The organism is Bradyrhizobium sp. HKCCYLRH3061, assembly GCF_051168015.1.
GTDB lineage: Bacteria > Pseudomonadota > Alphaproteobacteria > Rhizobiales > Xanthobacteraceae > Bradyrhizobium.
This window is the reverse complement of sequence record NZ_JBNPUE010000001.1, coordinates 211,508-222,386: the sequence shown is the minus strand read 5'-3', so window position 1 is coordinate 222,386 and position 10,879 is coordinate 211,508. Positions and strand designations below refer to the sequence as shown.

General features: G+C 66.2%; 10 protein-coding genes. 5 read left to right on the top strand and 5 right to left on the bottom strand.

Annotated elements, in window-relative coordinates:
* Positions 1-40: 40 nt before the first annotated feature.
* Positions 41-1,222 carry an ABC transporter substrate-binding protein gene (locus tag ACQR2C_RS01095; RefSeq protein ID WP_434880471.1) on the bottom strand — a complete coding sequence of 394 codons (1,182 nt, stop codon included), beginning with the start codon at positions 1,220-1,222 and terminating at the stop codon, positions 41-43.
* A gap of 169 nt (positions 1,223-1,391) precedes the next feature.
* Here ACQR2C_RS01095 and ACQR2C_RS01090 point away from each other — a divergent pair, with 169 nt between their 5' ends.
* Positions 1,392-1,871 carry a DUF3280 domain-containing protein gene (locus ACQR2C_RS01090; RefSeq protein ID WP_315803802.1) on the top strand — a complete coding sequence of 160 codons (480 nt, stop codon included), beginning with the start codon at positions 1,392-1,394 and terminating at the stop codon, positions 1,869-1,871.
* A 629-nt stretch (positions 1,872-2,500) separates the two neighbouring features.
* Here the strand turns inward: ACQR2C_RS01090 and fghA are convergent.
* Positions 2,501-3,346: an S-formylglutathione hydrolase gene (fghA, locus tag ACQR2C_RS01085; protein WP_316179912.1), complete on the bottom strand. Its 846-nt coding sequence runs from the start codon at positions 3,344-3,346 to the stop codon at positions 2,501-2,503.
* Positions 3,347-3,431: 85 nt separating this feature from the next.
* On the bottom strand, positions 3,432-4,052 hold the full coding sequence (locus tag ACQR2C_RS01080) for a response regulator transcription factor (protein ID WP_315803709.1): 621 nt from the start codon (positions 4,050-4,052) through the stop codon (positions 3,432-3,434).
* Positions 4,053-4,206: 154 nt separating this feature from the next.
* Here ACQR2C_RS01080 and ACQR2C_RS01075 point away from each other — a divergent pair, with 154 nt between their 5' ends.
* A complete protein-coding gene (locus tag ACQR2C_RS01075) occupies positions 4,207-5,553 on the top strand; it encodes an ATP-binding protein (protein WP_434880236.1) in 1,347 nt (448 codons plus the stop codon).
* Positions 5,554-5,753: 200 nt separating this feature from the next.
* On the top strand, positions 5,754-5,909 hold the full coding sequence (locus tag ACQR2C_RS01070) for a hypothetical protein (protein WP_315803707.1): 156 nt from the start codon (positions 5,754-5,756) through the stop codon (positions 5,907-5,909).
* Positions 5,910-5,990: 81 nt separating this feature from the next.
* Here ACQR2C_RS01070 and ACQR2C_RS01065 read toward each other — a convergent pair whose 3' ends face one another.
* Positions 5,991-6,233 carry a (2Fe-2S)-binding protein gene (locus ACQR2C_RS01065; RefSeq protein ID WP_316179915.1) on the bottom strand — a complete coding sequence of 81 codons (243 nt, stop codon included), beginning with the start codon at positions 6,231-6,233 and terminating at the stop codon, positions 5,991-5,993.
* Positions 6,234-6,298: 65 nt separating this feature from the next.
* Positions 6,299-7,165: a xanthine dehydrogenase gene (locus ACQR2C_RS01060; protein ID WP_316217002.1), complete on the bottom strand. Its 867-nt coding sequence runs from the start codon at positions 7,163-7,165 to the stop codon at positions 6,299-6,301.
* 397 nt (positions 7,166-7,562) lie between these two features.
* On the opposite strand from ACQR2C_RS01060, the gene ACQR2C_RS01055 reads away from it, so the two are divergent.
* Positions 7,563-8,411, top strand: a complete 849-nt coding sequence (locus tag ACQR2C_RS01055; protein WP_316239538.1) for an SDR family NAD(P)-dependent oxidoreductase — start codon at positions 7,563-7,565, stop codon at positions 8,409-8,411.
* A 425-nt stretch (positions 8,412-8,836) separates the two neighbouring features.
* Entirely contained in the window at positions 8,837-10,576 is a 1,740-nt protein-coding gene (gene nifA, locus ACQR2C_RS01050) for a nif-specific transcriptional activator NifA (protein ID WP_315803703.1), read from the top strand.
* Positions 10,577-10,879 lie beyond the last annotated feature (303 nt).

Genomic DNA, 10,879 nt, shown 5'->3' with positions numbered 1-10,879 from the left:
GTCGGACTGCGCATCGTCATCAACATCTTCCAATCCGACATCATTGCAGCTTGCACTTGGTTTCGGGGCGGTCGACACCGAGGGTGTCGAGCTCGGAGACTTGATGCAGGAAACCCTCCTGCGGCGAGACCGAGACGATCATGCGGCCGTCAGCCAGCAGGATCGGCTGGCGCAGTTGCAGGTTCCAGTCGCGCAGCGAGAGCCTCGTGCCCTTGAAGGCGGCGATGGTGAAGTTCGGGCCCTTGAGATAGTCGGTCAACGTCTTCGCGTCGCCGGAGTTGGTGCGCGAGGCGGCCTCGCCGATCATGCGCACGGCCATCCAGGCCTGCATGTCCAACGCGTCCATGCGGCGTGATGCCAGCTTCATGAAGCGGTTCTGCAATTGCGTCGCGCCCCACTGGTCCTGCGCCGGATCCCAGCTGGTCGGACGCAGGCCGGCGGAGCCCGCGACGGGGCGCGGATCCCAGGTGCGATAGGGCAGGTAGTTGGCGAACACCTCGCTCTCGTCGGCGGCGACCAGCACGTCATAGGCCGGCGCCTTCTGCGTGAACACCGGCATCTGGCGCTGGATCAGGGTCACGCCAGAGTCAGTGCGCCGCGCGCCGCCGGTGTCCTCGAAGGTGCGCTCCTCGACGATTCTAGCGCCGAAACGGGTGGCGGCGCGACGCAGCGCGTCGGCGAACAGCTTGTCGTTGTCGTGCGAGCCGGTGACCAGAAGCCAGCGCTTCCACTGCTTCCATACCAGATACTGCCCAAGCCCATCGGCCAGCATCGAGCGTGTCGGGGCGACATGGATGACGTTGGCGCGGCAGTCCTGCTCGCGCAGGCGGTCGTCCGTGGCGCCGACATTGAGCAGGGTGGTGCCACGTCCGCGCAGGGCGTCTGCGACCTTCAGCAGCGCATCCGCCGGAAGGTCGGCGAGAATGAAGCCGGCCTTTCCCGCGAGCTCATTGACGGCCTGCGCCGCGTCCTCGTCGTCCTTGATGCGGCGCTCGATCAAAGTGAAGCGCTGGTTGAGGAACTTGCCGGTGGTGTTGTTGTCCTCGATCGCGAGCTTCGCGCCGGCCACGCCATCATCGGCCGCCGGCTGGTCGAGCGGCGACAACGTCTGCGGCACGCTCGCGCGGCCGAGATAGCCGATCGCGATGTCGACCGGCTCCGCCGCGACGGCGGCGGTTGCGGCGGCGATGAGGCCGATCGCGCCGATCAGAGATCGGGCCAGAACTCCCAGGACCACATGTCCTCCCACTGTTCCCTCGTCCTTTTCCGGCGAGGTTTCGTCTTGCAAGATGAACGAATTGGCCTAGCTTTCAACCCCACTTTTGGCCGCTGTCGCGTCATTTCGGATCACGACCTTGAAACCTGCCGTTCTCTTCGCGTTCCTGATCCTGATGTCTGCGACATCAGTGCATGCCGAGCCGACCAAGGTGGCGGTGTTCGACTTCGAGCTGATCGACACCAGCCTGCAGGGCGAGGTGCAGGGCCCGCGCCAGGACGAGCAGACCAGGCTGGCGCACGCCGCCGAGCAGTTGCGATCGGCGCTGCAGGATTCCGGACGTTTTCGCGTCCTTGACATCGCTCCCGTCAACGATGCGGCGCACCACAGCAATCTGCAGGCCTGCGGCGGCTGCGACGTCAAGCTCGCGGGCGACATCGGCGCCGATCTCGCCATCACGGGCACCGTGCAGAAGGTCTCCAATCTCATCCTCAACATGAACATCTATCTGCGCGACGCGCATACCGGGAAGCCGGTCGCGGCAATGACCGCCGACATGCGCGGCAACACCGACGAATCCTGGACCCGCACCATGGCCTGGCTGATCCGCAACCGCCTGCTGGCGCCGAACTACGGCGCGCCGCAGGCGCAATAGCCGACGAGATATGACGGTGCATTCTCGCGGCGGATGACGCCCGAGCTCTGCGTGCCGGTCGCCCCTTAAAACAAGAGGCGCAGGGAAGGCCGGGAGCCTGCCGCCCCCATGGCCCGCCTGCAGAAGAAAATGCAGGCGGCAGGTACCACAGGTTCGGCTGGGACATCCCGGCCCTCCCTGCGCGGATGGTCTTAACGGTTGCTTCGCGTTCTCCCCGGTGCGCCGGGCTTTCTGGTCACCGTGCGCGACGACACGCTTCTCACGCGCCGCCACGGGGGCATCGGCATCGGGATGCCAGGACCACGCGACTTGGCCGTACGCCGCGGCGCGTTCGTCCGCATGCTCTCGCGAGCATGCTGCGCGCCGCCGGCGTCCACCGCATCCCGCCTCCACGTTCGTGACGACCGCGATACGCCCTCTCGACGAGGCGGGATGGCGCGATACAATCATGTTTTCTGGAAAAGCGAAAGCAGAATCTTTTTCCCCGACGCACTGGACACGGTGATCGCCTTGCGCGGCCTGCGGAAATCGGCCTGCGCGCGCAGGAGATGATCGGACGGTGAAGATCATGACATTGCCTCGACGGCGCGCGATCGCGCCCGTCGGGCAAATCAAGGCCGCGGCTGATGTCAGCGGCCGAGCCGCGCGGCGTGCCAGCGCAGATGATCGGCCATGTAGGTCGAGATGAAGTAGTAGCTGTGGTCGTAGCCCTCCTGCTTGCGCAGCAGCAGCGGGATGTGGGCCTTGTCGCAAGCGGCCTTGAGCAACTCCGGGCGCAACTGCTGGGTCAGGAACTGATCGGCGGTGCCGACATCGACCAGCAGGTCGGAGACGCGCGCGCCGTCCTCGATCAGCGCCACCGCATCGTGCTTGCGCCACGCCGCCTTGTCGGCGCCGAGATAGCCGCCCAGGGCCTTCTCGCCCCACGGCACCTGCGACGGCGCCACGATCGGCGAGAACGCGCTGGCGGCGCGATAGCGGTCGGGGTTGCGCAGCGCCACCGTGAGCGCGCCATGGCCGCCCATCGAGTGGCCCATCACCGACTGCCGGCGCGGATCGACCGGGAAGTTCGCCGCGACCACGCTCGGCAGCTCCTCGGTGACGTAGCTCCACATCCGGTAGTTCTTCGCGAACGGTGCCTCGGTCGCGTCGACATAGAAGCCGGCGCCGAGGCCGAAATCATAGGCGTTGTTGGGATCGCCGGGCACGTCGTCGCCGCGCGGCGAAGTGTCGGGCGCCACAAAGACGAGGCCGAGCTCGGCGCAGGCGGCGCGAAACTCGCCCTTCTCGGTGACGTTGGCGTGGGTGCAGGTCAGGCCGGAGAGATACCAGACGACCGGCAGCTTCGCGCCGTCGGCATGCGGCGGCACGAACACCGAGAACGTCATCTCGGTCCTGGTCTCCTGGCTGGCGTGGCGGTAGACACCCTGGACGCCGCCATGGGATTTGTTCTGGGAGACGGTCGTGAGCGTCATGGGATCACCTGTTCGGCAATGATGTCGGGCTGTTGGCGTGGCTGTCGCCAACGCGTGTCAGGCAGCGTCGTTCAGTCGGGACGAGTCAAGCAACGCCGTTCTCGATCGCCAAACGCACCAGCTCGCCGGATGTTCGCACGCCGAGCTTCTGGCGGATGATCGAGGAGGTGTTGGCGACGGTCTTGTAGGACGAGTGGATCAGCCAGGCAATCTCCGACAGGCTCTTGCCGGCGCTGAGCAGGCGCAGGATCTCGAGCTCGCGCGAGGTCAGTTTCGCCAGTGGGCTCTGCGCGACGGCGGCGCCCGCGAACGCGATGCTGCGCGCGATCGCCGGCGGCAGATAGCTGCCGCCGCGGGCGACCTCGCGGATCGCCTCGGCGAGATCGTTCGGATCGCCGCTCTTGGAGACGTAGCCCTTGGCGCCGATGTCGATGGCGCGCGCCGCGAACACCGGATCGTCGTTCATGCTGAACATGATCAGCCGGGCATTGCCGTCGTGGGCGAGGATGCGCCGCGCCAGCTCGAAGCCGGAGACGGTCGGCAGGTTGATGTCGACGACGCAGACGTCCGGCCGGCGCGCGATGAAGCCGGCTTCGCCGCTCTCGGCGTCCGCGGCTTCGATCAGCTCGAGCTCCGGATCGGTCGAGAGCAGGGCCCGGCAGCCTGATGCCACAATGGGATGGTCATCGACGATCAGTACGCGCATGGCCTTGGGGTCCCGGACTTCCAACTCGCGTCATTGTTGCGATGCATCATTAATGCATGCTGCGCGGTATTGCATGATGTTGCAATTAGATCGCCGGCGGATTTGTCTGTCAATGTGAGTGCGCATGAAACCCGGTGGCGGTGAGGCGGAGAGAATGTGGCAGAATTGGTCGTTGCGGACCCGCATCAACGTGCTGCTGGCGCTGCTGCTGACGCTGGGCCTCGCCATCAACATCGGCCGTCTCGTGCTGGAGGCGGCGCCGCGCGTGCTGGCGGAGGACCAGAGCGTCATCCGCCTGACGCGGGCCTTCGTCGAGACCATCATGGACGAGGTCAACGACGCGCCGGATCCGAACGCGCGGCTGGACCGGATCGTCGGCGATCTCCGACAGCTTCGTCACGTCAGCGTGAGACGGCAGGGAATGCCGGCGCAGACTCCGCCCTCTCCCGGCGTCGGCCGCGCGGCACCGGCGTGGTTCATCGCACTGGTGCATCCCGACAAGACCTCGGTCAGCATGCCGGTCATCGTCGCCGGCCAGAGTGACTCGCTGGTGATCACCTCGCATCCCGACGACGAGATCGCGGAGATCTGGGACGGCATCGTCACCCAGCTCGTCGTCGGCTCGCTGGTCGGGCTGGCGTTGTTCGCGATCACCATGCTCGTGGTCGGCCGCGCGCTGGCGCCGCTTTCGGATCTGTCGGACGCGATGAGCCGGATCGAGGCCGGCGCCTACGATACCCGCGTCAAGCCGGGCGGCGCCCCCGAGCTCGCGGCGCTCTGCGCCAAGCTCAACCATCTCGCCGGCGCGCTCGGCGAGGCGGTGGAGGAGAAGCGCCGCCTGGCCGAGCGCACGGTGTCGCTGCAGGACCACGAGCGCAAGGAGATCGCGCGCGAGCTGCATGACGAGTTCGGGCCGCATTTGTTCGCGCTGCGCGCCCATGCCAGCGCGCTGATGCGATTGCCGGAGGCTGCGACGCTCGACGTCGCCGCGATGCGTCGGCACGGCCAGGCGATCCTCGACCAGGTCAACGCCGTGCAGCAGTTCAACCGCCGCATCCTGGAGCGGCTGCGGCCCGTCGGCCTCGCCGAGCTTGGCTTACGCGAGGCGCTCGGCGCTTTGGTGCGGCTGTGGCGGGAGTCGCGCCCGGAGGTCGCGATCGAGACCAGCTTCACCGACACGGTCGTGCGCAGCAACGAGACGGCGGAGCTGACGATCTACCGGGTGGTGCAGGAGGCGCTGACCAACGTGTTCCGCCACGCCGAGGCCACCGCGGTCGACGTCACCATCGAGCCGCTGCAGCAGACGACGGCCGGCCATCGCCGCAGCTACACGCGGGTGCGCGTCCGCGACGACGGCCGCGGGTTCAGCCCGGAGTACAAGCTCGGCTTCGGCCTCACCGGCATGCGCGAGCGGCTGCTGGCGCTGGGGGGCACCCTGACGGTGGCCTCCACCGGCGCCGGCGTCACGATCGAGGCGATGGTGCCGGCCGACGCGGCGTGAGTCCGGCCGCAACGAACCATCCGACCGGCTATTCGCAATTTGCAGCGCGGAGCACGCGGCGGCAGCTCCGCGGCAGATCGCCTATGGCGAGCATGCCTTGGAACTTCGTCTCGTCCCGATGATTGCCACGCAGGTCACACCGTCGAGGCGTGCCACCGAGGATCCCGCCGGGTGAGCGCGAGCGGACAAGGAGCGAGCTGATGAGCAAGGAAACGCCGAAGGACGATCCGCGCCAGAAAAGCGACTGGGGCTCGATGAAGCAGACCGACAAGCCCTGGGCCGAGAAGCCGGAGAAGGAGCAGCGCTCGGAGGCGGCCAAGGACCTGGAGACGTGGAGCGAGAGCAACACGCATTGAGGTGACGGACTGCGATGCGGATAGACGTGTGCAGCTCGGCGTTGTCGCCTTTGTCCGACATCCGACAAATCCGTGTCGGAGCTACGCGGCGGACATCATCGCGCACGGCGCCGGCTCGGGCTGCACCGGCCACACCGCCGCGACGGCCGTGTCAGCCTGCCGCTCGTCGAGAATCCGTTTCACCGAGCGCGAGCAGAGGCCGCATTGGACCGTGCAGCCGAGACAATCATACACTTGCGCCGGCGAGCCGAAGGTGATGTCAGCCGCCGTGACGACGTCGCGAATGGCCGTGTCGCTGATGACGTTGCAGGAACAGATGATCATGGCTGTTGCTCGCTCCTGCAAACGATAAGCAACCGGGATGCCAAGGCCGGCGCGCAGGGCGCGGGCTAATCAGAATCGTTCGAAACGATCTGATCCGCGGGCAGGTCCGCGGGCAGGCTCGCGCTCGTCCTGATGCAGTGCGCGACATGCAGCCGCATGGCGGCCAGCGTCGCCTGGGCGAGTGCCTGTCCCTGCGCATCGATCCCGGTCCACTGCGCATGACGGCCGCGTGGATCGATCTCGGCGAGCGCGATGCCGGCCGGCAGGTCGCTGCCGTCGCGGACGATGCCGCGCAGGATGCCGTCATGGGGGGCCGTGACCGGCGCGCCGGAGAGATGGCCGATCACGAAGCCCTTGTAGATGCGCGTGCCGATCTCGATCGGAGTATGCCATCGGCCCTCATGCGGCGAATGCACCAGGCACTCGACGCCGACGAGCGCGCCGACATCATCCGTTGCCAGCGTCCAGCCCTGGCGTACGATCTGGCCGACCCGGTCCGGCCGGGTCTCGATCGCGATATCGCAATTGGCCGACGGCGAGAAACCCGGACCGATGCCGATCGAGAGCCGCGTCATGCCGCGCAGGTCCGGGGTCACTTCGCGCCTCTGCATCCGCGCGTCGATCAGGACGTCGATGGGACGGACCGGCAGGAGATCGAGCAATCCAAGTGGGGTGACGAGGACGTGCCGGGGATTGCCGAGCGCCTTGAACACCTCCATCGTGCTCTCGATGCGCTCGCCGGTCACGTTCTCGACGCGGACCGTGTCGCCGAACAGGGCGTCGTGAAACGCCATCTTGCGGCGCATGACCGGCGGATTGGGATCATGCGACAGCACCACGCAGAAGCCGGCACGATGCAGATGCACGCCGATCGCCGACGCGACGTCGTTGGTCCCGAGGACCACGGCGAAGCGCACTGCATTCGTCCCCATGTCCTGGTCCATACGCTGTTGGCGTCTCGTGGCTGTCCGTCGTTCGACTGACAAGCGGTCTTCCAGTTCGAATGATCGGTTCCGTCGAGCAAGAGTTGGACCATCGGCCATCATTCTGAAAACGATCGCGCTTTGACGGTCTTGCGAAGGACGCGGTCCAAAGCCGACGCGGGATGTGTCCAGAACCCGCCAATCTGTCGCGAACCCGACAGGAAAAGGCTGCTTTGCCCGCTGTTTTCGCTGGCCCGGAATCTGCACAACCGGAGCATGGCGATACCACTGGTATTTCCGATCGTCGCGGAGCCTGCGCCCAGACCACGTCTGAGGCAAAGGCAGCAGCCGAAGCTCGGTAGCCGGCGTCCTGGTGGCGTTGCGGCGCAGGATCAGGACGGATGAGGTGAGCCTCGATCTCGACCAGGACGTCCGCGAACCCGTCATCGAGGCGGCCGAGACCATCACGGCGTGCCCGTTCCATCGAGACATGGCCGCCGCCGAGCGGCCCGCGCGCACCGAGCAGAAAACGCTCGTGCTGACCGGCGGCTCGCGCGGCATCGGTCATGCGACCGCAAAGCTGTTCTCCGACGCCGGCTGGCGCATCATCACCTGCTCGCGCCAGCCTTTCGATGGCGGCCGCTGTCCGTGGGACGCCGGTCCCGACAATCACGTCCAGGTCGATCTCAGCGATCGCAAGGCGATCCCGCGTGCGATTGCCGACATCAAGCAGCGGCTCGACGGCGCGCCGCTGCATGCCTTGATCAACAATGCCGCGATCTCTCCGAAGGCCGGCGACGGCGGCCGGCTGGATTCGCTGTCGACCTCGGTCGAAACCTGGATGACCGTCTTTCACGTCAATTTTCTCGGACCGATCCTGCTGGCGCGCGGGCTGTTCGAGGAGCTGAAGCGCGGGCAGGGCGCGGTCGTCAACGTGACCTCGATCGTCGGCACCCGCGTCCATCCGTTTGCGGGCACAGCCTATGCGACCTCGAAGGCGGCGCTCGCCTGCCTGACTCGCGAGATGGCGCACGACTTCGCGCCGCATGGCATCCGCGTCAACGCCATCGCGCCGGGCGAGATCAAGACCGAGATGGTGTCGCCGGAGACCGAGGCGCGGTTCTCGCCGCTGATTCCGATGCGCCGGATCGGCGCGCCGGAAGAGGTCGCCAAGGTGCTGTTCTTTTTGTGCTCGGATGCGGCGAGCTACGTGACCGGCGAGGAGATTCAGATCAACGGGGGCCAGCACCTCTAGGTTGATCACAGTCGCGCGCGGCCGACACGCGGATGTGAACGCGTCATGCCGCGGCTGGCAGCCGAAGGAGACGAGCGCCGGGCCGGACGTGGAAAGTTGGTGTTCAGGTGTTGTCCGTTGCGATCCGGTCGCAAACATGCCGGCGGATACGCGAATACTAGATGTCGAGAAGACAACGCGAAATCGTCAGGCGCATCGTCTTTGCCGCCCGGGCGGACGTGCAATGCACGCATCGTCACGGGTGCAAACTAATTTGTTAACATCATGAAAGCCTGCAGCTTTTCTGATCTGTCCGTTGCACACTACTTCTGCGGCAATGCAGCAAAGTTAGGCACGACAATCATCTGCGGTTAAGGGAGGATGTTAGAACACCTACAATCACGGGCGGCTTCACCAAGGCGTTCGTGACGATCAGAGAAGCGACGATGGTCCAAACGGAAACACGTCAGGTCGAAGCTCAGGACGTCAGGTCCAACGCCGCGCCGATCCCGCTCAGCGAGATCGCGCTGACCGGAATTTTCGAAATCTCGAAAATCCTCGCCGCGCCGACGCGGCTGGAGATCACCCTCGCCAACGTCGTCAACCTGTTGCAGTCCTTCATGCAGATGCGCCACGGCGTGGTGTCGCTGCTCGCCGATGACGGCATTCCCGATCTCGCAGTCGGGGCCGGGTGGAGCGAAGGCAGCGACCAGCGTTATCGCGAGCGCCTGCCGCAGAAGGCCATTGACCAGATCGTCGCCACCGCCGTGCCGCTGATCGCCGAGAACGTCGCCGATCATCCCGCCTTCAGCGATGCGGATGCGGCCACGCTCGGCGCCGGCGCCGACACCCGTGTGTCCTTCCTCGGTGTTCCCATCCGCATCGACCAGCGCGTCGTCGGGACCCTGACGATCGACCGGGTCTGGGACGGCCGCGCCGTCTTCCGGCTGGATTCCGATGTGCGCTTCCTGACCATGGTCGCCAATCTGATCGGCCAGACCATCAAGCTGCATCGCGTCGTGGCGCGCGACCGCGAGCGGTTGATGGCGGAAAGCCACCGGCTGCAGAAGGAGCTCTCGGAACTGAAGCCGGTGCCGAAGGATCGCAAGAGGGTGCTGGTCGACGGCATCGTCGGCGACAGCCCGGCGCTGCGCGCGCTGCTGGAGAAGATCAACGTCGTCGCCAAGTCGAATGCGCCGGTGCTGCTGCGCGGGGAATCCGGCACCGGCAAGGAGCTGGTGGCGAAGGCGATCCATGAACTGTCCAATCGCGCGAAGCGGCCGTTCATCAAGATCAACTGCGCCGCATTGCCGGAGACGGTGCTGGAGTCGGAGCTGTTCGGCCACGAGAAGGGCGCCTTCACAGGCGCGATCAACGCTCGCAAGGGCCGCTTCGAACTGGCCGACAAGGGCACATTGTTCCTCGACGAGATCGGCGAGATCTCCCCGGCGTTCCAGGCCAAGCTGCTGCGCGTGCTGCAGGAGCAGGAGTTCGAGCGCGTCGGCGGCAACCAGACCATCAAGGTCGATGTCCGCATCGTCACCGCCACCAACCGCAATCTCGAGGAGGCGGTGTCGCGCAACGAGTTCCGCGCCGACCTCTACTACCGCATCAGCGTGGTGCCAATCAAATTGCCGCCGTTGCGCGAGCGGCGCAGCGACATCCCGCAGTTGGCGCGCGAGTTCCTGCGCCGCTTCAATTGCGAGAACGAGCGCGATCTCACCTTCGACGTCAGCGCCATCGAGGTGCTGATGCATTGCGGCTTTCCTGGCAATGTGCGCGAGCTGGAGAACTGCGTGCAGCGGACCGCGACCATGGCGACGGGCTCGGCGATCGGCATGGACGACTTCGCCTGCAGTCGCAACGAGTGCATGTCGGCGATCCTGTGGAAGGGCAATACGGTGACGCCTCCGCCGCCGCGCGGCCAGCCGATGGTGCCGCTGCCGATCCTGCCGCGGACGTCGGCGCCGGTCGAGGCTCCCGTCGAGCTGCCGGCGATCGATGCCGATGACGGCGAGTATTCCGATAGCATGGAGGGCGGCGCTGTGCCGGAGCGCGACCGCATCGTGCAGGCGATGGAGCGGTCCGGTTGGGTCCAGGCCAAGGCCGCCCGCCTGCTCGGCCTGACGCCGCGCCAGATCGGCTACGCGCTGAAGAAGCACAACATCGAGGTCAAGCGGTTCTGAGCGGCCTGGCTTCGGCTTTTTGAAGGGCGCGCGGCTGGCGCGCCCTTTTGTTTGGGCGCACGCTGCGGTCGACCGCTGCAGTCATCGTGAGAGTCGAGCTTTCAACCACGGTGGTGGTCGGCTCCCCTCCCCCTTGCGGGGAGGGGTTGGGGGTCTCCGAACGCAAATCGTTGTGAGTGCATTCGATCGTTATGCAGGTCTTGCCGCGGCTTACGCTCGGTTGCTCAGCGGTTCGATGTATCAACGATGGCCGGTGTCCTCGACAGAGCATCAGCGCGCATCACATGCAGCGTGCGCGTGGAC

What these genes read in the sequence shown, in the direction of transcription:
- fghA (WP_316179912.1), bottom strand. Translation starts at nt 3,346, where the DNA reads ATGACGCTCACGACCGTCTCCCAGAACAAATCCCATGGCGGCGTCCAG.
- ACQR2C_RS01060 (WP_316217002.1), bottom strand. Translation starts at nt 7,165, where the DNA reads ATGGGGACGAATGCAGTGCGCTTCGCCGTGGTCCTCGGGACCAACGAC.
- ACQR2C_RS01080 (WP_315803709.1), bottom strand. Translation starts at nt 4,052, where the DNA reads ATGCGCGTACTGATCGTCGATGACCATCCCATTGTGGCATCAGGCTGC.
- ACQR2C_RS01090 (WP_315803802.1), top strand. Translation starts at nt 1,392, where the DNA reads ATGTCTGCGACATCAGTGCATGCCGAGCCGACCAAGGTGGCGGTGTTC.
- ACQR2C_RS01065 (WP_316179915.1), bottom strand. Translation starts at nt 6,233, where the DNA reads ATGATCATCTGTTCCTGCAACGTCATCAGCGACACGGCCATTCGCGAC.
- ACQR2C_RS01075 (WP_434880236.1), top strand. Translation starts at nt 4,207, where the DNA reads ATGTGGCAGAATTGGTCGTTGCGGACCCGCATCAACGTGCTGCTGGCG.
- nifA (WP_315803703.1), top strand. Translation starts at nt 8,837, where the DNA reads ATGGTCCAAACGGAAACACGTCAGGTCGAAGCTCAGGACGTCAGGTCC.
- ACQR2C_RS01070 (WP_315803707.1), top strand. Translation starts at nt 5,754, where the DNA reads ATGAGCAAGGAAACGCCGAAGGACGATCCGCGCCAGAAAAGCGACTGG.